General features: G+C 65.1%; 21 protein-coding genes. 1 reads left to right on the top strand and 20 read right to left on the bottom strand.

Translation table 11 applies throughout. The features are described 5' to 3' along the window. Positions 1-3: 3 nt before the first annotated feature. The 15 genes from M5C98_RS15820 to M5C98_RS15750 form a co-directional block, all read right to left on the bottom strand. Positions 4-648 carry a hypothetical protein gene (locus tag M5C98_RS15820; RefSeq protein ID WP_272548394.1) on the bottom strand — a complete coding sequence of 215 codons (645 nt, stop codon included), beginning with the start codon at positions 646-648 and terminating at the stop codon, positions 4-6. Next, a complete protein-coding gene (pilL2, locus tag M5C98_RS15815; RefSeq protein ID WP_272548393.1) occupies positions 645-1,283 on the bottom strand; it encodes a PFGI-1 class ICE element type IV pilus protein PilL2 in 639 nt (212 codons plus the stop codon). Before pilL2 ends, M5C98_RS15820 begins: the two co-directional genes overlap by 4 nt. A gap of 161 nt (positions 1,284-1,444) precedes the next feature. Then, the gene (locus tag M5C98_RS15810; RefSeq protein WP_272548392.1) at positions 1,445-3,724 is read right to left on the bottom strand and encodes a DEAD/DEAH box helicase family protein; all 2,280 of its coding nucleotides are present in this window, start codon (positions 3,722-3,724) and stop codon (positions 1,445-1,447) included. A 102-nt stretch (positions 3,725-3,826) separates the two neighbouring features. Beyond that, positions 3,827-4,123, bottom strand: coding sequence for a hypothetical protein (locus tag M5C98_RS15805; RefSeq protein ID WP_272548391.1), 297 nt, complete (start codon positions 4,121-4,123; stop codon positions 3,827-3,829). 86 nt (positions 4,124-4,209) lie between these two features. Then, positions 4,210-4,536, bottom strand: a complete 327-nt coding sequence (locus tag M5C98_RS15800) for a methyltransferase (RefSeq protein ID WP_272548390.1) — start codon at positions 4,534-4,536, stop codon at positions 4,210-4,212. 113 nt (positions 4,537-4,649) lie between these two features. Continuing rightward, the gene (locus M5C98_RS15795; RefSeq protein ID WP_272548389.1) at positions 4,650-5,759 is read right to left on the bottom strand and encodes a DUF6094 domain-containing protein; all 1,110 of its coding nucleotides are present in this window, start codon (positions 5,757-5,759) and stop codon (positions 4,650-4,652) included. Between the two features lie 72 nt (positions 5,760-5,831). Then, positions 5,832-6,482, bottom strand: a complete 651-nt coding sequence (locus M5C98_RS15790) for a hypothetical protein (protein WP_272548388.1) — start codon at positions 6,480-6,482, stop codon at positions 5,832-5,834. 108 nt (positions 6,483-6,590) lie between these two features. Further along, positions 6,591-7,199 (bottom strand): DUF3275 family protein, encoded by a 609-nt coding sequence (locus M5C98_RS15785; protein WP_272548387.1) that lies wholly within the window; start codon positions 7,197-7,199, stop codon positions 6,591-6,593. A 111-nt stretch (positions 7,200-7,310) separates the two neighbouring features. Continuing rightward, on the bottom strand, positions 7,311-7,865 hold the full coding sequence (locus tag M5C98_RS15780) for an STY4534 family ICE replication protein (protein WP_272548386.1): 555 nt from the start codon (positions 7,863-7,865) through the stop codon (positions 7,311-7,313). Between the two features lie 397 nt (positions 7,866-8,262). Then, positions 8,263-8,637 carry a DUF3085 domain-containing protein gene (locus M5C98_RS15775; protein ID WP_272548385.1) on the bottom strand — a complete coding sequence of 125 codons (375 nt, stop codon included), beginning with the start codon at positions 8,635-8,637 and terminating at the stop codon, positions 8,263-8,265. Positions 8,638-8,721: 84 nt separating this feature from the next. Continuing rightward, entirely contained in the window at positions 8,722-9,522 is an 801-nt protein-coding gene (locus tag M5C98_RS15770) for a GTPase (RefSeq protein ID WP_272548384.1), read from the bottom strand. A 280-nt stretch (positions 9,523-9,802) separates the two neighbouring features. Continuing rightward, the gene (locus M5C98_RS15765; protein ID WP_272548383.1) at positions 9,803-10,819 is read right to left on the bottom strand and encodes a hypothetical protein; all 1,017 of its coding nucleotides are present in this window, start codon (positions 10,817-10,819) and stop codon (positions 9,803-9,805) included. 130 nt (positions 10,820-10,949) lie between these two features. Next, positions 10,950-11,660, bottom strand: coding sequence for a DUF5983 family protein (locus M5C98_RS15760; RefSeq protein ID WP_272548382.1), 711 nt, complete (start codon positions 11,658-11,660; stop codon positions 10,950-10,952). A gap of 98 nt (positions 11,661-11,758) precedes the next feature. Then, on the bottom strand, positions 11,759-12,151 hold the full coding sequence (locus M5C98_RS15755) for a hypothetical protein (RefSeq protein WP_272548381.1): 393 nt from the start codon (positions 12,149-12,151) through the stop codon (positions 11,759-11,761). A gap of 27 nt (positions 12,152-12,178) precedes the next feature. Next, positions 12,179-12,430 (bottom strand): hypothetical protein, encoded by a 252-nt coding sequence (locus M5C98_RS15750; protein ID WP_272548380.1) that lies wholly within the window; start codon positions 12,428-12,430, stop codon positions 12,179-12,181. A 484-nt stretch (positions 12,431-12,914) separates the two neighbouring features. On the opposite strand from M5C98_RS15750, the gene M5C98_RS15745 reads away from it, so the two are divergent. Next, positions 12,915-13,898: an IS5 family transposase gene (locus tag M5C98_RS15745; RefSeq protein WP_272547916.1), complete on the top strand. Its 984-nt coding sequence runs from the start codon at positions 12,915-12,917 to the stop codon at positions 13,896-13,898. Positions 13,899-14,056: 158 nt separating this feature from the next. Here the strand turns inward: M5C98_RS15745 and M5C98_RS15740 are convergent, their stop codons facing one another. The 5 genes from M5C98_RS15740 to M5C98_RS15720 all read right to left on the bottom strand — a co-directional run bounded on the left by M5C98_RS15740 (position 14,057) and on the right by M5C98_RS15720 (position 20,925). Next, entirely contained in the window at positions 14,057-14,341 is a 285-nt protein-coding gene (locus M5C98_RS15740) for a HigA family addiction module antitoxin (RefSeq protein WP_272548379.1), read from the bottom strand. Between the two features lie 9 nt (positions 14,342-14,350). Continuing rightward, positions 14,351-14,629, bottom strand: coding sequence for a type II toxin-antitoxin system RelE/ParE family toxin (locus M5C98_RS15735; RefSeq protein WP_272548378.1), 279 nt, complete (start codon positions 14,627-14,629; stop codon positions 14,351-14,353). 355 nt (positions 14,630-14,984) lie between these two features. Next, positions 14,985-16,550 carry an ATP-binding protein gene (locus M5C98_RS15730; RefSeq protein WP_272548377.1) on the bottom strand — a complete coding sequence of 522 codons (1,566 nt, stop codon included), beginning with the start codon at positions 16,548-16,550 and terminating at the stop codon, positions 14,985-14,987. Between the two features lie 326 nt (positions 16,551-16,876). Beyond that, the gene (locus M5C98_RS15725; RefSeq protein ID WP_272548376.1) at positions 16,877-18,355 is read right to left on the bottom strand and encodes a DNA cytosine methyltransferase; all 1,479 of its coding nucleotides are present in this window, start codon (positions 18,353-18,355) and stop codon (positions 16,877-16,879) included. A 545-nt stretch (positions 18,356-18,900) separates the two neighbouring features. Then, entirely contained in the window at positions 18,901-20,925 is a 2,025-nt protein-coding gene (locus tag M5C98_RS15720) for a DNA topoisomerase III (RefSeq protein WP_272548375.1), read from the bottom strand. Positions 20,926-21,130: the final 205 nt, after the last annotated feature.

Here is a 21,130-nt window from a genome sequence, read left to right as displayed (position 1 = left end):
CTCCTATGGCACAGCCAGGCGACGGACTTCGCCCTGGTGTTCCCACACCGCCGTGCGGTTCTCGATGGCCTCCAGCCGCCAGCCGGACTCGGTTTCACCGGGCCGCAGCACACGGGCCTGCGACGGCGCGGAGGCGTTCTGCGGCAGGATGGTCAGGAAGCGTTCGCCGCCACGCACCTCGCTGCCGATGACCTGGAAAGGTGGCGCGGATGCCTTGGGCCGTGGAGGCGGCGCGCCAGGCGATTGGGGCGGTTGCATCGCCGCGCGTTCGGTGGTGCTCAGGCGCTCTTCCAATTGTTCAATGCGGCTTTGCAGCGGTGACAGGTCCGGCGCAGGCGGGCGCTCTGCAATGGCCTGATCGACGTCTGCCAGCCGCTGTGCGATGGCGCTGCGCGCCTCCTCGAAATCGGCCTGCGTCACTGCGGGTGGCTGCTGTTGGACACTCTCGATCTGCTGCGCCAGTTCCGCGAGACGGTTTTCCAGGGAGGCGATCTGAGAGGCCCGTGGGCCTGCGCTGGTCCGCTCGGAAAGACGGGACAATGCAACGTGATCGATCACGGCGATCACGCTGGTGAGGACGAGCGCGGTGATGGCGGTGGCGCGCAGGAGCATCGAGCGGGTGGGCGGGCGCAGTGCAGGGAGTTTCATGACCGAGCTCCCTGCCGGGCCGTGGGGGTGTTGGCCGAATGGACCGACTTGGCCGACGTGCCGGTGCGGTCGGGTGTTTTCGATGTCTTTTCGCCGACAGGCGCGGGCGGGGACCCGGCGCGGGAAAAGCACACGCTGCGGGCAGCATCGTCCACCCGAAGTTCCCAGGTGGGACCCGCGAGTGTCAGCAGGGCGTCGCGCAGCAGCACAGGTCCCAGCCGGTAGTGCGCGGCCGGCAATGGCAGCGTGTCGAAAGCCGTGACCTCTCCCGCCTGGCACAGTCGATAGCCCGAGTGCAGCAGCACATGGCGCAGGCCATCCCCGACCGTGGCCCGGCGCGCATCGGGCACCGACACCTCGATCACCTGTTGCAGCAAGTCCTTCTGCGCGGATTCCGGGGCAAGCTCGACCAGCGTATAGCGCCCCTGGCGCACCACAGGCACGAAGCCGGGCGGTGGCTTGGGTCCTGGGGTTGCAGCGTGCGATGCGGACCGGGTGTTCAGCGGCGTGGCCGATGTGGCAGATGCAGCGGACGTGTTGGGTGGCGGTGCCTTGGCGCAGCCGCCGATCAGGGCCGCGGCGAGCCACAGGCCGCAGCCTGCGAAGAAACGTGGGGATGGATGAATGGATCGCATGGGGCGGTTCTCTGGAACATCGAACCCGCACGATTGCCCAACGGGCCGGGTGGATCAGCAAACAAAAGGCACCGGCCAGCACCCGGTTTGGCAGGGCGAGGGCGCGGTGCCCATAAAAAAAGCCGGCAGCCCCCGGAAGGGCTGCCGGCATGGGGCGCGGATCAAGCGGCAACGAGTTGCCTTGCCAGCGCGACCTCGATCGAGTCGCCGTCCTGGTTCAGCGCATCCAACCCGGATTCCGGCACGTCGCCTGACGTGCTTTGCGAAACCAGGATCTTCCTCGCCATCAATGCCAGGCAAGTCATCTGCGACGTGGCCGCATAGCCCAGGTAGATCACTTTCACCGGCAGGTCCTGGCCGATGCGCCAGGAGCGCCGCGCGGCCTGCTGCAGGGTGTACACGTTCCACCCCGACTGCATGAACACGATCGTGGGGAACTCCAGCAGATCAAGGCCCGTCTTGACCAGCTCGGCGTTGGTGAGAAGCACGTCGATGCCCCGGTCCAGCTGCTCGGCGATCCAGTCCTCGCGCCGGGAGGTATCCACGCTCGCGCGCAGCACCGCGACTTTCAGACCTTCCCGCTCCAGCAGCGACTTGAGCCGGGACGTGGTATCCCGCGTGCCGGTATAGACGGTATAGGCCAGCACCTTGCGATGGGCGGCTTTCTCTGCCTTGCAGATGTCGATCAGTTCGCGCTCTTTCGGCATGACTTGCAGGTCGGTGAACTGCGATGGCGTGCACGCGAGGGTTTCCCGCGTGCGCGGGTGCGTCACGACCTCGGAACGAAAGCATGTGTCCGGCCAGGCCAGCAGCACGTTGAGGACCACCCCCAGCAGCGTCGTGTCGCGCTTTCTCAGCGCCGCCTTCAGTTCGGCCGTCAAGCGGCCCGCGAGTTCGCGGTAAGCACTTGCCTGGTCGGTCTGCATGGCGACCTCTCGGAACTCCTCGTCGTAGGGCGGCAGGACGTTACCGCCGATGTCGCGCAACTTGAGGAACACTGTGAACGGCAGGACGCATCGCAGGATGCCCTTGGGTCCGAACCCCGGGGCCTTGACCGTGCGCACCGACACCTTGCTGCCGCGCGCCGTCTTGTGGGACGTGCCCGTACTCTCGGAATAGATGTCCTTGAGCACGCCATGGTCCCGCATGAAGGCGAGGGCCGCAGATGCCATGCTGCCGGTCTTGGAGGGCCGGTAGCCGTCTTCGATCATGCGTGCGGGCAACGTCCGGAACAGCAGCGCGAACAGGTCGTCCGCGTAGCCGCCCATCAGCGTCCCGGTGAGAAGGAGGGCCTTGCGCGCCTTGGAGGCGAGCACGCCCATGGCCTGACCCTGGGCAGAGCCGGGCGACTTGTACTCATGGCCTTCGTCCACCACCAGAAGGTCGAAGAACCCCTGGGGAAGATAGCGCTTGATGAATTCCGAAGGCTGGTATCCGCCTTCGCCGAAACCGAACTCCATCGAGGCCATCGCGCGTTCCATGCGATGGGCCTGCCGGTCGGAAAACACCAACTGGCCTTTCTCGTCCATCAGGTTGATGAACTCGAACAGGTTGTCGCCCAGGAGGGAGACCAGGAACGCCTCGCCGAACGTCTTCATCAGACGCTGGGCCGTGGCTTGCCCGATGGTCGGTATGCGCTTGAGGGCCTTGATGACGGCCGACGACTGGTCGGTGGCGGACAGCGATCGCGGTCGCATCAGCGTCCACAGCGCGGATGCGCAATGGCCGCACTTGCGGCGCGACTCTTCGGCCTGCAGTTGCGCCGTGGGGATGGGTTCGCCATCGAGGTCGGTGATGGCCGTCCCGCAATGGGGGCAGGCCCCCACCGGCCCATTGAGCGTGCGGCGTTGGACGAAGGAGGGCCTCCAGTGAAAGCCCATCCGCATCCTCACCCGCCCGAGGACGAAGAACTCCTGAGCCTGCGCCGGCACACCGAGCTGCTCGCGCAATTTGAGCAGCTTGACCAGGGTATCGGGGCCGTTGAGCACCCACACCTTGGCATCGGGAACGGTTTCGAGGATTTCGCGGCGCCATTTATAGACCAGGTGGGGCGGCGACAGGACCAGAGTGCGGCGGTAGCCTTCGGCGTTCATGACCGCCGCGGTGGCGATGGCCATGAGCGTCTTGCCGGTGCCCATCTCCGCATTGATGATCGCGGCACGCTCGCCACGGTCCAGCAGCAGCTCGGTCACCGCGTGGATGACCTCGGCCTGTGCGGGAAACGGAGCGCGTTTGAGGCGCGACAGCGCCATCTGCCGGGCGGGACGGGGTTGCCCCGCATAGACCGGCGGATTCGCGCGATTGAGGGAGTCCAGCAGCTCGTCGCCGAATTCGCCAACGAAGTCGGTGAGGCTGATGGTCAGAGGAGTCGATGGCGTCGCGAACAGGTCGTCCTGCGCGGTGCCATCGGTGAGGGTATCGGTGTCGAGATCGAGGGACATGGTGATGCTCCAAAAGAAAAAGGGCATGCACCGGCCCGCAGGGCGATGGACATGCCCGTTGGGTGAGAAGGAAATCCGGCGGCTTGTCAGCCGCCCAAACGATCAGTATTCGCTGGGCAGCAGCAGCGTGGTGACGCTGCGATCCCATTCGGTGATGATCCAGAGCGTCAGGATCGGTGACAGCTCATAGGATGAAAACAGGCGGTCCTGGCCCGTGCGCAGCGCGGTATCGTTGGATTGCCAGTCGCTGTCGCCGAGATCGCCCCAGTCGGCATTGAGATGCCGACGAAGGCAGCTGAGCGGCTCGATCCGGCCCTGCTGGACCAGATCGTTCACGCCTTGGGTCATGACCAGTTGCCCGGCCTGAAACTGCGTTGAAGACAAGAGTGCGAGTGCCATGGTGGCTCCTTTCGAGAGGGCGGGGCCACGGCATCCCCGAAGGGGTGCGTGACCCCTTTGGGTGGTTGGGAAAGATGAAAAAACCGTCAGAGAAGCGGGTTCTCTTCGGGCAGCTGGATGACGGTGAGGCTGCGATCGCCGTTGGTGACCACCACCAACGACAGTCGGGGTGTCACCGCATAGCGCGAGGTCAGCAGGCCGCCGGACTGGAATGCGGCGTCGTTGGCACGGCGCCCGTCCTCGTCCAGGTTGCCCCAGTCGCCGCGCAGATGGCGGTGCAGGTAGCGATGCGGATCGACAAGTCCCTTGCTGTCGAGCCACTGCACCTTGTCGCTGAGCTTCAGGGTGCCGGTGGAAAACAGGGGCAGGGAAGGCTGCGCTGCGCGCATGCCGGAGAAAAGCCGCAGTGGCATGGTGAACTCCTTTCGGTGGGCAGGGATGAAGGCCGGACGAACGCCCTTTAGCGGGCGGATCGTTCCGGTGAACGAAGGCGGCGATGAGCCGCTTTGGGGAACAGGGAAGAACGTCAGCAGATGGTGAGCACCTCGCCCCTTGTCGGGGAGCCAGGTGTCATGTCCCATGCGCGGATGACGGGGACGAACTTGTCGGTGAGGATGCGTGTCTCGGCGATGGAGCCGTCGTCACGTTCGGTGTATTCCACGGTGGAGGTTTTCTCCTTGTGGGTATCGCCCTTGACCACCATGACCTTGCCGCTGGGTGAGCGCACGACGCCGGAGATGGCGCCTGCGGCCAGGGCCAGTGCCAGATGCCATTGGGACAAGGCGCGTGCCGGTGGCCGCAGCGATTGCTGCGATGCGCCCAGGTGCGTATCCAGAGACGGCCACAGCCCTTGCAGGCGATGGACCTCCCGCGCGAATTGCTCGGGCTCCATGGACACCCTGCAGAAATGTTCCGGCTCGGCTGTCGCCGATGGAACGGTGTATGGCAGGAACGGCCATTCGAGGGGCAGTTCCTCCGCTGAGACATCGCCCGCGCCGATCTGCATAAGCCGTTGGCGTGCGGGCCGGGCCGCATCGGCCAACAGATCGCGTTGGCGCACGCGGGTGCCGAAGATCACCACTTGCTTGTACTGCGTCTCCACCGCACGGTAGATGCGCAGCCCGGTGAAATGGCGTGTGAGCCAGCCCACCAGTTCGGCATCGAGCACATGGCTCGGAATGATGAACACCAGCACGCCGCCGTATTGGAGCAGCGGCAGGGACCGTTGATAGAACAGCTTTTCCAGCCGGGCGCGGCCCTGTCCCTGATAGCCGATGTCGCCATCGGCGCTCCTGGACAGGTCCCCGTAGGGCGGATTGAGCCACAACAGCCCGAAGCTCTGCCGGCTCACCAGCGTATCCATGAGATCGCTGTGCAGGCAGTGATCGACGAGACCCCTGGCATGGCTGGCGCGCTCGCCATTGAACTCGACGGCATAGGCGGACACCTGGCTCCGGCCCAGGGCATGTGCGGCTTCGGCGATGGCGACGCCTTCGCCCGCACAGGGATCGATGATGCTCATTCGAGCGGGTGCCGGTGCCAGCGCCTTCAGCGCTCGCTCCAGCGTAGGTTCATCCGTCGGGAAATACCCGTTCTTGGCAAAATTCCGGGCGAGCCGGGGGAACATGAGCGCCATGGAAACCTCCTTTGGCAGATGGGGAACAGGCAGAGGGCGGGCGCGGTGCGCGGGCCGGGGAGGATGGGAGATTCAGGCGACACGCCGAAGCGCTTCGCCGCTGGCCAGCTCGTGGCGGGTGGCACCGAGGGTGCCGTTGCGGATCAGATCGCCCAGTCCCTTGGTGAGCGCCGGAACATCGATCGAGAGCCGGTAGCCCTCCAGCGGTCCGAGGGCCATGGGAAGGCGTGAGAGCATGGATTGCGCGAGCAGCATGTCCAGCACGGTGTCGCGCCAGTGGTCGAGCAGCGGCAAGGGGCAGGTGTCCTGCACCAGTGTCCACAGCCGTTGGAATGGCTGATCCGCATCCCGGCGCAGGAGCGCCAGGGCACTGGCGTTGGCCTTGTCGGGCTTCACGCAGCGCTGATCGAACAGCCACAGATTGACCATCGAGCCGAACAGCGTCCGCCGGAACACGCGCGTGGAGCGCTTGTCCAGGCGATCGACGTTGCCGACGAACACGGGAACGGACCCGTTTTGATCGGTCAGGATGTGGAATTGATCCAATCCGTCTTCATCGCGTCCCAGCGTGAGCCGGGCGATGAACTGCTGGATCGCGGTATCGCGGGCCCACACGGACAGGAAGACGAGGTGGCCGCTTTCGTCCCCGACATAGCCATCGACCATGAGGTCGGGGCATTCGTCGATGCGCAGAAGCGGTGAGGAAGAGGGGCGTTCGGGCATGGGTGGCGTCCTTTTGGAAAAGCGGGACAGCCACCGAACCCGTGGGGCAGGTGCTGTCCCAGGGGGTGGAAGAATGCGGCGATCCGAAGCGGATGGCTGGGTGTGCGATCAGGTCTTGAGATGCCAGTCCTGCGACATCGGCTGGAACTGGTAGCCCAGGGCATCGAGGCGGTCGCGTTGCTGCCGCATGACACGGCGATCGACGGTCGCATCGAGCTTGACGATCGGGCCCAGAGGCCAGAGCGTTCCGAACAGTGCCGCATCGTCTTCCTCGGCGTTTGCGCCCGAGGACGGTGCATCCGCCGGCTCGCTGCCGAACGGCGTGGTGTCGATCAGCGGGTCCGGACGCTTGCGCGCCTTCGGCGTGGCTGTCGCCTTCGGATCGGACTTCGGGGCCTGCGGCTCCTCGTCAATGGGATCGACCTCCTGGGGACCCAGTTGCTGGGCTTCGTCCCGGCTCAGCCGATCGATGTTGGAGACGGTCATCCCGCCCAGATAGGCGCGGATCTCGACGACCAGGCGACCGTTGGCGTAGTACGTGGCGGGGCGGATCTCCACGAGCGTGAATTCGCCCTCGTACTTGCCTTCGTCGTATTGATCGAGTTCGGCGTTCTTCACGACGAACTCCCCGATGGAAGTGGTAAGGCGCCCGACGTTGAAATCGCCGTTGCGCCCATGGATGGTCTTGATGGCCAGCTGACCGGCAAGAATGATCATGGAAGGCTCCTGATGAATGGGTCACCCGGCACCACGGCCCCGCAGGGGAACTGCGGTGCCAGGGGGGCGGATGGAATCCAGGCAAGGCCCCGGTGCGAGGGGTCTGGCCGTTCAGAAGGGGCGGTCCTCCTCCATGGCGGGGGCCTGAGTTCCTGCGGCCTGATCCACCGAAGTGGAGGTTGTCGCAGGCGTTTCGGCTTCCGTCGTTTGAGGGGGCGCTTCTTCCCGAGCCGGCTCCGAGGGCGGTTGCGCGGTGTCCCGTCGGGAATCTTCGGTCTCGGCCTTGTACTTGAGGACCCCGTCGATCTTGATCCAGCTGATGAACAGCAGACGGGCCTTGAGGCTGACGCAGGGCTTTCCTGCGTTCTCGCCACTCTTGATGTGGAAGATGTCGCTCCACAGGTCGCCAAGGCGGAATCCGACGAGCACTTTGCGTTTCGCCTTGACGGCGTCATCACAACGGCGAACCAGATGCTGGGCGTCCGATCCGACCACCTTGGTGTCGAAACGCACGTAGGAAATGTCATCGCCGGGGCCGCTGAGCGCCGCGATGTCGCAAGCGAGGAACGCCTCGGCATGCTTGGGTTTGACGTCGCGGATGCGATTGAGGTAGCCCAGGCCCGTGATGTGCAGGTCGAAGTACGACTTTGGATTGGAATCGGTCATGGTGAATCTCCAGACTTGAGGACAGGATGGCAGAGACACGCCTGCCCCAAGGGGAGGTGTGATCCCCGTGTGGGTGGTGGGTGGCATCACCGCCGAAACCTTCGGCGGACGTTCGCGCTGGGATGCCGGTGCGAACTGGTGCGATCACACGGTCGAATCCGTGTCGTAGCCTCAAAGACCATGGCTACCTGGGCATGTCGCTGACCGGGGTCAGCGGGACATGGGGCGATCGTGGCGTTGGCCGGTGCGCTCTGCCACTGGAAAGCGGCACTGGCACGGCTCCCGTTTCTTGGGCGCGTTTTGGCGGCGATGGGGTGGGGCAACTCCAAGCGATGTGCGGGCAACGCTGCATCGGGTTCGCAGCGCAAAAAAAAGCCCTCGGGTGAGGGCTTGGGGATCATGGGGTGGAGGGGCGCTCGTCGGCGTCGGCCGGGATGGGCTGCAGCGTGATGTGCGTGGCTGTGGCCGACAAGGCCAGGTCGTCCTGGCTGTTGGCGATGCGCGCGAACACCGTGCTGTCCCTGTCGAAATATTCGGCGAAGTCGTCGCCGCCGAGTTCGGTGCGGGCCCGCTCCCACCACGCATCGAACGGGTCGAGGTCGGGGTTGCAGCCGACCGCGAAAGCCAGCAGCTTTCGGTGGCCCTGCGGCGTTTGCTCGCCGTTCTCCGCGAGGAAGTACACACCGTGGTCCTTGACAAGGACGATACGGCATCGATGGGTTGCGGCCTCGGCCAGGATGGGGCGCAGGTCTTCACCTTTGAATCGCAGCATGGGGGTTGTCTCCAGGGGTTGAAAAGAAACCTCCCGCCGCGAGGGCGGGAAGTCGTTGGGCAGGCGGGAATACCGTCCGGTGAATCAATGCCGGGCCCGCTTGCGCGTGCAGGGCAGGATGTCCACCTGGATGCGGCGCCAGGCACCGTCGTCGATCAGTCGCTCCAGCGTTTCTCCGAGCGTGTCGAAGAACACCGAGTCCACCCGCTGAACGATTTCTTCATCGCGGTGCAGCTCCACGGCATAGAGGTCATCGGCCCGCTCATAGAGCACCGTGACCCGGCCTTGGAACTTGGCGTTGTCCACGCTGAAACTGATCGCAGGCGGCGTTCGGATGATGTCGGCGGCCAGCGGATCGACCCAGCGGAAATCCCGGGCTCCGGCGTCCACCAGCAAATGCGTGATGCGCCGAAATCCATCGGGCGCGGGCAGCGCTTCCATTTGATGCACCAGTTCCTGCAGTTGGGGGCAACGGGGTTGCGGGATCGGCAACTTGGCGGGTGCCGATCCGAGGACGTGGGTTTGCACGGTGTAGGGCATGCCGTCGGACGTGAACTCGGTTCGCTCCTCGGGGGTGTCCGCGCGCAGACCGTCGAACCGATGGCGTGCATAGGGCCGCACATGCACCTTGATGCCTTCATCCGGCACCTGTGTCACAAGGTGGCGATCCAGTACCGCGAACTCCGCTCGTCCTGTCTTGACGACGATGGCCTCGGCGGTCGTGGCGATCACCGTGCCTTCGAAGGGCTTGGGATCGATGGAAAAGCCCAGTCCGGACGTCTGTGGCTGGTCGTCATGGATGCGGAATTTGAAAGACCGGATGTTGCGCGGAACATGGCCTGCGACCAGGGAGGGCAGTTGCGCACGGATGGCTTGATGATCCATTGGGGAACTCCTTGAGGAAAACCAAGGGTCGCCCTCCCGCAAGGGAGGTGATCCCTTGTGGGTTGAGTGAAATGGCGCGGAGCGCCTGGGGACGGTGACAACCTGTGCGGAAACCGCACCGCAGCCTTCAGGGTCTTGGCTGCCTGGGATGCTTGCCGGCAACGCCAGCGAACACGGTGGCAGCTTGGCCGAGGCCACGCGCTTTGGCCCGCCTCAATGCGATCGGAGTTCTGTCCCCAAACACCACGCCTGGCACACCAGCGCGGTGGTCCCGGTCACATCATTGGCGGTCCAGATGCCGGCGTCGCGTTCGCACCCATGGAAGGGCCAGCGTCGCCCAGGCCCCGTACAGCGTTGCGGTGGCCCCGATGCACAGCCATTGGTCCCATGGCGAGGGCACCGCCAGGCTCAGCAGGTAAGCGGCCAGCAGCAGGGCGCCTGCGGCCCCGATCCAACGCCAGCGGGGCCGGATCATGCCGGCGATCGCGAGTTCGCCGAGGCTGGCGTTCGTGAAGTCTTCCCGCGTGGCCTGCGCATGGAGCCGCTGGCGCAGCAGGTCCAGGTCGATCGGTTGATGGTCGTCATCAGACGGAAACCGAAGCATCTCCCGTGCGGCGGCGTCCGGTGCGGGCAGATCGGCAGGCCATGCCGCTGGGTGCGCGACCCCGTAGGCGACCAGCAGGCGCTCGGTGAGGTGGGCCAGCGGCAGGGCCTGTGCCCACCGCCGGTCCAGTACGCACCAATGTTCGATCCGATCAACGACCCGCAAGCGGTAGAGCGCCAGCCTGTGGGCCTCGGGGTAGTCCAGCGGGGTGATTCGGGCCGGCATGTCGGTGGCACCGCGCGAGCGCAGGAACTGGACCCGGTTCTTGCCTTCATGGGCAAAGAACAATCCCAGCGGCACCACCGCGAAGACGATGGCGAGGTCGGGGTCGCCATCGTGGGAGCGTGCATCGTCCAGCAGATGGCGTGTCAGCTCTTCAGCCGATGGATTGGCTTTATAGGGTTCGCGCCAGCGCCAGGATTCCCCCAGCAGCCGGTCGATCGGAACCCGTGCGCGTTCGCGGTCCTCAGCTTTTGTGTGGTCCAGGAACGGCACGACCGCGTGGACGAACCCCGATACGCTGATGGCCGACGCCGCCGCGTTGGCCAGTTGCGCGGGAAGCAAGGGCGACAGGACCGGCGAGCGGAGGGCGGCATCCAGATCGTCCTTGGCCGAGACCAGCGAGCGAACCGCCTGGTGCAGTGGGGTGTCGTCACGCTGCAAGCGTTGTGCCGGTGGGTAGGGCTGGGACATGGGGCGGGATCGGGCTGTTTTCTTGAAGGGACGGGATGCATCAAGCCGGGGAGCCGGCAGTATGGCGATCCCGATGGCAATCGCAACGCTCCGCCAAAAAAAAGAGCCCCGTGAGGGGCTTGGGAAGGTGTCAGGTGTCGTGGACGGCGAGGCCATCGAGGCGGCGCGCATCGGCGTCGAAGACCAGCATGCGCACATCGGCCTGACCGGCAAGGTGGAGTACGTCCGCCAGCGAGGGGGGCATGCCTTGTACGATGTGTTCCTGCCGCAGTTGGTGCGCGCTCAGGCCGAAAATGGAATGCAGGTTGGCATCGGTCCATGGGGTGGCGATCAGTTTGATCCCGATCGCCGGGCTGCCGGGGATGCGAAATGCTGCGATGATCGAATCACGGGACTCGCGGGAGTCCGCGAGCGCTTCGAGATGCCGGTAGGCCGCCTCGCTGAGGTGCGCGCAGCTGATTTCCCAGCACCGGCTGTACAAGCCGGTCTCGAACGTCAGGCGCCGCATCACCTCGCGCGCCGCTTCCAAAGAGTAGGCATCGCCCACGTGAACGGGTTGGCCGAAGTCGTCGCCGACGACCGAATAGGTCACGAAACGCACGATGCCTTCCAGTGCGGGCCATGCCCGCTCCACGTCGGTCGTGTTGCCTTGCAAGACGATGGCGAAATCGCGGCCCACACGACAGCGGGATTGAATGACCTGCTCATCGGTCAGATGCACCTGGCTGGGATGAAGGGGTCTCCAAAGGGGAGGATGGTCATCGCTGCAAGTAATGCACAGGATGCGGCTGACGCGCAGGTTCTGGTAACCGCGCAGGAAGGGATTGTCTTGGGGGGCCATGGTTGCTCCTTGTGAAGAAAAAAGACGAGGACACGGCCCCATCCGGGACGCGTGTCCCGAAGGGATGAAGATGAAAGGAGGGATGGCGGCGCGGTGGCTCACCAGCCGGAGTAGTTCAGCGCCAGATCGGTGATGACCTTGCGCCGCTCCAGATCGAGACCGCCCAGGTCGGCAAAGCCCAGAAAGCCGGAGCGCTTGAGCATCGCACCGCCCTCACGGGCGTTGTAGAAGCTCACCATCGCGGAGAGGAAAATCTTCTCGCCGCCGCTGAGGACGCCAAGGGCGTCGTTGACCACCAACAACCGGGGCTTCAAGTCCCATTTGCTGTGGGCGCGCAACCACCCTTCATGGGTGCCATCGCCGAACCATTCGGCGCCAGCGATTTGCGCGCCACGCTTCCAGGCCCGAAAAAATGCCTCGGGTGCCTGGATGAAGTGGGCATCCTCCAGTGAGATGTAATCTGTGGCATCGGGGGCCAGTGGCAAGGACATGGAAATTCTCCTGGGGTCGGGGAAGGTTCATGGATGGGTGCGCTGTTGCCAACGGCCCGTCTTGAGGGCCGTCGTGGCCGCGTCGTAGGACCGGAAGTACCCGGACGACTCTCTGGACACGTTGCCGTCCGCATCGCCCGTGCCGATGTAGTGGCCGGCGGCGCTGTGGCGCACCTCCAGTGGGAGGCGCTTGTTCACATAGGTCAAAGCCAGATACCCGATGGACTGGGCTTTGGCCTGGGCGATGCTCAAGGTCTGGTCGAGCAATGCTTGGGACATGGGTTTCTCCTTGAAAGAGCGGAAAGCGCCACGTCCCTGCGGGCGTGAAACTTCCGCGGGGGGTGGAACAAAGCATCTGCGCCGGGACGGCGCTTGTCCGCAGGACGATGCGGGGCGGACTGGAGGGTCTGGGTGACAGAGCCACCGAGCAGCCTTGAAGACCCGATCTGCCTGGGCATGGCACCGACGACTATCGGCAACGCATGCGGCAATGTGCGGCGGGGCGCATCGAATCGCGACGGGCAATGGGAAACGGCGGCACACCGTTTTCTGGCGTGGTGCCGGGGTGCATCACGCCAGCCCTTCGGTGCCCCCGGTTCATGGGCTGATTTCCCGGTTCGCCAAAAAACCAGGTCGAAAAAAAGCCCCGCGATGGCGGGGCTAAGGGGGGAGGGATATTGGGTGTGTCGAGGGCTTAGGGAAGGTCTGCAAAACCTCCCCGCCTGATCCTCCCCCAGCGCCAAGCATTCAAGACAATGGCGCCATGGATCAATACACCCTGGGCCTGGACCCACTGCCCAAGAAGACCCGCAAGGAGATCTTCCTCGAAGAGATGAACCAGGTTGTGCCCTGGGCAACGCTGGTGGCCCTCATTGCTCCGTTCGCCCGGGGCGCGCACCAGGCCCTGGGTGGCCGCCCTCCATTCCCCATCGAAACCATGCTGCGCATCCACTGCCTGCAGCTGTGGTGGAACCTGAGCGATCCGGCCATGGAAGAAGAACTGCACGAGCGGCCCCTGTACCGCCGCTTCGCCGGCCTCGATGGTGCAGCGCGCATGCCCGATGAGACCACCATCTTGCGTTTCCGCCATCTGTTGGAGAAGCACCAACTGGCTCCGCAGGTGCTGGCTGCCATCAACACCGGTCTGGCCCAGCAGGGCCTGATGCTCAAGACAGGCACCATCGTGGACGCCACCATCATTGCAGCGCCCAGTTCGACCAAGAACAAAGAGGGTGAGCGAGACCCCGAGATGCATCAGACCAAGAAAGGCAACCAGTGGCACTTCGGCATGAAGGCGCACATTGGCGTGGATGCCGACTCGGGACTGGTGCACACCGTCATCGGCACAGCCGCCAACGTCAACGACGTGACGCAGGCAGCAGGCCTGCTGAATGGCAAAGAAAAGCATGCCTGGGGCGATGCAGGCTACCAGGGCGTGGACAAGCGCCAGGAGATGCAAGGGAGCAAAGCCAAGGCCAAGATCAAGTGGCACGTGGCCATGCGCCCGGGCAAACGCAAGGCACTTGATCCCGAGCGGGAACTTCACAAGCTGCTGGACAAAGCCGAGCGCCTGAAGGCCAGCGTGCGAGCCAAGGTCGAACACCCGTTCCGCGTGATCAAGCAGCAGTTCGGCTACGCCAAGGTGCGCTACCGAGGTCTGGAAAAGAACACGGCGCGCCTCATGATGCTGTTTGCGCTGGGCAATCTGTGGATGGCCAGGAAGCGGATCCTGGCGCTGCAGGGATAGGTGCGTCTGCGGGGTGCCGAGGTGGCGCCGCAAGGGCTGAAACGGGCCTGTAAACCGTGCCAATCGGGCCTAAGCAGCGGATTGCGCAGGAATCAGGCGGACCTTCCGTTCAACATCAGGCTGTGCCGGGCTGACGAATGGGGTTTTGCAGACCTTCCTTAGGCGAACCGCAGGCGCAGGATGGGAGGGTGCTCCCGGTGTTCCGCTTGCCAAAGATCGTAGGCCGCCTGTTCGGCCAGATACTGGCGTGCGCTGCCAAGGCCGGCGAGTTCGAGGCGGTGGGCCAGGTCGGCGGAAATCGCCGCGTGCCCGTTCAGGACCGTGGACAGTTGGCCGCGCGAGTAGCCGATGTGCCGGGCCAGCGCCGAAACGCTCATTTTGATGGCCGGCATCACGTCTTCGCGCAGGGCTTCTCCCGGATGGGGAGGGTTGTGCATGGGCATCAGGGCCTCCTAGTGATAATCAAGATAATCGACGAGCTCCACATCGGAGTCGATGAAACGGAAAACGACGCGCCAGTTGCCCGACACGTTGACCGCCCAGAAGCCGTTGAGCCTCCCTTTCAAGGGATGCAGCCGGTTGCCGGGGCGATCCATATCGTTGGGAGCGCGAGCGACTTCCAGGGAGGCGAGCAGGCGTTGCAGGCGTTGGACGTGATCGGCGCGAACACCGGACGCATCACCACGCTGGTACAAGATCCGCAGTCCCTTGTGCTGGAAACTCCGGATCATGATGCACGGAGTGTAAGGCTTGGCCTTACGGTTTTCAAGTGCGAAAAGATCGAACGCATGGAAATCTCCTGTTCATGAAAACGGGCCCGCAAGGGGCCTGGCAGATGAAAAGCATCGACACCTGAGAGGTGTTCGTCCGCGGGGGCGATGCGAGAGCGGACAGGTTCGGTCGGCGCGTGGAAACCGCGGCGCAGTCTGGGAGACCGGAACTGCTGGCATGGGCTGAAAGCATCAGCGACACATGGGTGCAGCATGGGCATGCGGCGCGGCTCCGTCCCACTGGAATGCGAACAGGGTCCGTACCCGTTTCAGGCAAGAAGAACGCCCCCGAAGGGGCGTTGTGAAAAAGGCCGGATCAGGCGTCGATCGCCTGCAGCCGTCCATCGGGACCGAACCGCAGATGCACCGTTGCTCCGGCCAAGCCAGGATTGGGTTGGTATCGCAGCGACGGCGGTAGTACGGCGTTGACGATCCGGGCGGGGCCTTGTGTGCTGCCTGACGCGATGAACGCGAGAATGGTCTGCGCGTCGGTTGCTTCGGCCGCTTCGTCGTGGCGCCCATCGAAAACATAGTCGGACACCAGTCGGGTGACCGGCCCGGCCTGTTCCGTCAGCACCAGCTTGCCGTCCTTGCGCACGGCGTTGACCGCATACGGATCGGGCTCGCCGTTGAGGCGGACATTCAGCGCACGGACCAGCACCAGCTCGATATCGTCCTCGTAGAGCGTGGCCTGGATGTCTTCGTGCAGGACCGCGTCCTGATAGACCCGAACCTGCTCGGAGGAGATCGACCTGATCCGCTGGAACAACCAGTGCCCCGCATCGAGGCGGCGTTCTTCCAGCAAAAGACCTCCACGGGCGCAGACATAGACTTCTGCGGCGTGTTCCTCGTCGCCCTCGGGATGGATGCGCCAGACGCCTTCCGTGTCCAGACTGTCCAGGTGCGCGAGACCGCTGAGGTGCTCGCTCTGCCCGAAGCGTTGGTAGCCAGGCGGATGGGCGTCCCAGTCACGAAACCATGCCCGAGGGGCAAAGGGAACGTCATTGAGAAGATCGGCATGGGACGAGGCCAGACACGCCTCCCAATACAAGACGACGAACTCGCTGTCGGAAAGCCGCTCCTTGGCTTCGATCAGCGCCGCCCGATAGGCTGGGTCGATCGTGGCCTGGATGCACCCATGGTCGTTTCCTTCACCGCAAGGGTGCCACGGATCGGGAGGACGGGTGGTCGATCCATCGTGCAAAAGCACGGCCTGGTAGCGGGGGGTGGACGGCGCAGGGCCGATGGGCAAGCCGTTGCGAAAGCACTGCCACTCATGCGGCGGGGCGTCCAGGTCGAGAAGCACACGGCCGATCGGCGTTTCACGCCAGGCCAGCGATGGATGGGCCAGAGGCCGTGGCAACTCGACGCCATTGAAGATCACGCGAACCGGAAACGCCTGGCACAAATGCCTCAGATGAACCCGCACCCATTGCGGCAGATCCATATCCGGGCGGGGAGACTCCACCCCATCGAGGCGAAACTCGTTGCCGATCCGGGGAGCGGCGGCATGAACGGCAATCGGTTCGCCCCGGATGATGGCGTCCGTCGGCGTGCTGAACCCTTGCTGGCCGCAATGGACCGACAAATGCGTGGCGAAATACAGCGCGGACAACACGCCCGTGAGGGGAGCATTGCTGCGTTCCCGCACTTCGTGCTCGCCGATGGGATCGGGCAGATCGAGCAGCGCTTGCATGTCTTCGATGCTTTTGCCGTCGTCGCAGAGGGTGATCGACGCGTTGTCGGCCACGACGCGGATGAGGCTGGCACCCGCGCTCCGCGCGGTCTGGAGCAAAGCGCCGAGGTCCGATGCCTGATGGAGTTGCTGGCGCAGGGCCGCGATGAGGAAATCCTGATGGTTGTGAAGACGAATGGTGCCCATGGGGCCTCCTGATGGTGGGTGCGCAGCGACGGCGCAGGGATGAGTGGGGTTGCGCAGCGCGCGGGGCGGTGACCGAACAGGTCGCGCGCCCGGCATGGCTTTGGGAAGCAGGCGTTGCGCGAGGACGAAATGCATCGACGCCAAAAGAGCGTGCGTCCGCGGTCGTGATGCGGTGCGGACTGGATGGGTTCCGTGGAAAATCCACGTCGCAGCCTTGAGAACCCGGGCTGCTGGCATGTCGCTGAGGTCATCAGCCGACGCGCGCCGGCACCTTGACCATCGCCGCCCCTGCCGTCATTCGACAAACGGTGCCAGTGGGCAGCCCGTTAGATAGGCAAGGCTTCGTGGAGTCGCTGGCCCAGCCATGCCATGCAGGGAACGGCCATGGAGTTCCCGATGGCCTTGTAGCGCGGTGCATCCGCAGCCGGTTTGCCCCGATACGGCACCAGCGTGTAGTCGTCGGGCAGCCCCTGCAGCCGCTCGCACTCGATCGGCATGAGGCGGCGCACGCGCCATGACGACCAGTCCAGCCAGCCGCCTTCGGGCGGCTCCAGCGTGCACTGGAAATACGCTTCGATGTTCGGCATCACGACGTGGCCGAGGTCGCCTCCACCGCGGCTGGAGCGCAAGGTCGGAAACAGGTCACTCCCCAAGTCGGCGATGGCACCCGCCGTGTGTCCGGCTGGAATCGTGATGCTGGCGATCACGGGCCGGCCCTGGCCCGGAGCGCCGCCGCCGGTCGAGAGCGTGCCCGCGATCTGGCCATGTCCCGATTCCAGCCGCACCTCGCTGCGGCTGTTCTGTGCAAAGGCCAGGGCCTGCGGCGCACAGGCGACCACGATGGGAACGCCTTTGCCCGTCCCGTCTTCGCCGCAGCCCTTGCCCCGGTTGGCCGTATCGAGCGTGTGGCTGATGCTGCCGGCCACGGATTGCGCCGCGAAGGTTTCCACCTCGAAATCGCATTTGTGGCCGCGGGCGGTCAGGCATGCCGCCTTGTCGATCGGGCCCCGCAAATGTCCGCCACCGAAGCAGACGGTCACCGATACCTTGCCATAGGCGCTGTTCAGTTCGTGGTCGAATCGGCCTGCGCCTTCAGCACCCATTTCAGCAGCGGTGGCAGATTCTTGCCGCGCCGGTCTGCCCGGCGAAGGATGCCCAGGCAGGCCACCGGACTCAAAAAGTACCGCGGCGGGATCGAACCCGGTACGACCACTTGCGACAAGAAACACGCGCTTGCGGCGTTGGGCCACGCCGAAATATTGTGCGTCGAGCACCCGCCACGCGATGTGGCGGCGGGGTCCAGACACACAACCTGCGTGCGTCCATCGGCCCCCTGCCGGCTGCAGCGGGCGGCTCTCGCCGGCCAAGGCGCCCAGAAGGCATCCGAAGGCATTGGAACGGTCGGACAGGACGCCCGGGACGTTTTCCCAGACGATGACCGCGGGTTGCCGGCGTTGCGCCTGGCGGGCTTGGTCGATGGCATTGGCGAGCTCCGTGTATTTGAGGGTGAGGGCGCCGCGCGGGTCCGCGAGACCTTGGCGTGATCCGGCGATGCTGAATGCCTGGCATGGCGTGCCGCCGACGAGGATGTCGGGGGCCGCAACGGTGCCCGCCAGCACCCGGGCGGCGATCTGCGCCATGTCCCCGAGGTTGGGAACGCCAGGGTGCCGGTGCGCCAGAACGGCCATCGGGAACGGATCGATCTCCGAGAACCAGGCGGGGTGCCAGCCGAGCGGTTGCCATGCGAGGCTTGCCGCCTCGATGCCGCTGCACACGCTGCCGTATTCGATGGGGGGATGTGTCATGGGGTGGTCTCCTTGAGTGGGCACAGCGATTGCGCCGCTGGTACGGCGGTCCGGTGCACTGCTTGCGGTCGGGATCGAGGCGACAGAGGTGCCGCGGGCGTGGTGCCCGCGGCGAGGGAAGAGGAAACCACCCGTGGGCTGCTGCAGGGCGTGGCCATCGGTAGAGCCTGCCGTTGCGTCAGCGATCGCACCCGACCCGTTTCGTGGCTGGGGTCGGAACCGTTCGGCGCACATCCGCGCACAAAGGGAGCCCGTTTTTTTCGCCGGCGGGCACCGGCATCGAACACCGTCGATCCCGAAGGGTCTCCTGGCACCTCATGCGCGAGGTGCCAGGAGACCCTTCGGGTGCAACGTAGAGAAAGCGGAACAGAGGTCCGCGGGGAGCGGGGTCGATAAGGACGCCTTCCTCTCACCCGGCCACACGAACGGCCGGGGAGGCACATGCCATTGCAGAAGGCGAGGGCATGTTTGGTGTGCCCCGCCAGTGATGCGGGGCCACGCCCAACGGCCGCAGGGAACGCGGGCCGGGGCACGACGTGACTGGTTCAGGACGCTGTGGAACGGGGCCCGCGCTGGCGCGGGGCAGAGGGCTTGCCGCCGGGCGAACCCAGCGCTGCCGTGCCTTTGCAGTCGGGATACCGGCTGCAGGACCAGAATGCACCGGACTTGCCGTTGCGTTGCCGCGTGGGACTGCCGCAGAGAGGACAGGCGGGACCTTGGGGTACGGGGAGGGACAGGCTCGCGCTGCGGTACTGCTCCACCAGTTGCGCCACCCAGGCCGATTGCCGGTCGATGAAGGCGTCCAGGGTCAGTTGCCCCGTCTCGATCATGTCCAGCGCCTGCTCCCAGACCGCGGTGGTGCCGGGATCGGCGATGGCCGAGGGCACGGCATCGATCAGTGTGAAAGCAGCATCGGATGCGCGGATGGAACGGCCCTTCTTGAGGAGATAGTTTCGGCCGAGCAGGCCGTTGATGATGCTGGCACGGGTTGCTTCGGTGCCGATTCCCGTGGTCTCTTTCAGCTTCTGCTTGAGGCGCGGGTCGGTCACCAGCCTGGCAACCCCTTTCATCGCCTTGACGAGTTCGCCCTGCGTGTAGGGCTTGGGAGGCAGCGTCTTGAGCGCCTTCACATCGACCTGTTCGATGCTGCAACGGCTTGCCTGCGCGAGCGGTGGCAAGACCTGGCTGCGCGGCCCCTGTGCATCGTCCGCGTCCTCGGCCCCGTTCGCCGGATGGCCGGGCAGCGCCATCCGCCAGCCGGGAACGACGATCTGTTTGCCGGACGCGTGCAAGGATCGGCTGCCTGCGGACAACCGGGCGGTCGTCCTGTCGAATTCGTGGTGGGGCAGGAACTGCGCCAGGAAATGGGAGCGGATCAGGCCATAGACCGCGCGTTCCTTGTCCGACATGGCGGCAAGTTTCGCTGGCTCCAACGTGGGAATGATGCCGTGGTGGGCCGTGACCTTGCTGTCGTTCCATGCGCGTGAGCGCTGGGTGCGGTCGAGGCGGTCGATCAATGGCCGCAGGCCGGGATCGGTCGCCAGCACCGCGTCGAGTACCGCCGGAACTTCCGGGAGCATGCTCTCCGGAAGGTAGCCGGAATCGGAGCGGGGATAGGTGGTGGCCTTGTGCGTTTCGTACAGAGCCTGTGCGATGTCGAGGGTGTCCTGCACGTCCAGGCCCAACTGGCGCGAGCAGACCTCCTGAAGTGTTCCCAGGTCGAACGGCAGCGGTGGCGCTTCGCTCACTCGCTCGGTCTCCAGCGAGACCACCAGCGCCCCACGGTCCTGCCGGATGCGGTCGGCGGCTTCCCTGGCCAAGGATGGCCGCAGGCACCGTCCCGCGGCATCGGTACTGCCATCGGGCGGCACCCAGTGCGCGGCGAACGACTGGCCGGCATGCGACAGTTGGACTTCGACGGCCCAGTAGGGCACGGAAACGAAACCCGCGATCTCGCGATCCCGGTCCACCACCAGGCGCAACGTCGGCGTTTGAACGCGGCCGACCGACAGCACGCCCTGGTAGCCGGCCTGTTGGCCGAGCAGGGTGAACAGGCGGCTCAAATTCATTCCGATCAGCCAGTCCGCACGCGATCGCGCCAGGGCCGCGTGGTACAGCGGCAGCGTTTCGCCAGAGGGCTTGAGCGCGCCCAGTGCCTTGCGGATGGATGCGTCATTCAGGGCCGACAGCCACAGCCTCTGGATGGGACCCCGGTAGCCGCACAGATCAATGATTTCGCGGGCGATCATCTCGCCCTCCCGGTCGGCGTCCGTCGCAATGACCAGATCGGTGGCCCGACCGATCAATTGCTGGACCGCCTTGTATTGCTTGGCCGTGGATGCCTTGACCTCGCTGCGCCAGCGCGTTGGAACAATCGGAAGCTGCTCGATGGACCAGCGTTTGTACTGATCGCCGTAGGCTTCGGGCGGTGCTGCCTCCAGCAGATGGCCGATGCACCAGGTCACGGTGTCGCGGGGACCGATGTAGCAGCCATCGCCGCGCCGGGTGGCACCCAGTACCCGGGCGATGTCCTTGGCCTGCGAGTGCTTTTCGCAAAGATACAAAGCCATGGAGCCTCCCCGGAAATGGCGTGGCGTTCGTTGAATAGGACACCAGCATGTCCGCACTGGCTGTCGTTGACAGCAAAGAAGCGGAAGCCGACCGCGCCCCGCTTGTTGGGCGGCTGCGGCAGGGGGAGTGTGTTGGGTTCGCTGACGGTCGGATAGACAAGCTGGCGCATCTGTCCGGACGACCGCCGCTGCCGCAGGCCGCAAT

Source organism: Acidovorax sp. NCPPB 3576 (genome assembly GCF_028473605.1).
Taxonomy (GTDB): Bacteria; Pseudomonadota; Gammaproteobacteria; order Burkholderiales; family Burkholderiaceae_C; genus Paracidovorax.
Note: the sequence above shows the minus strand (reverse complement) of the source record. Positions and strands in the feature narration are given on the sequence as shown.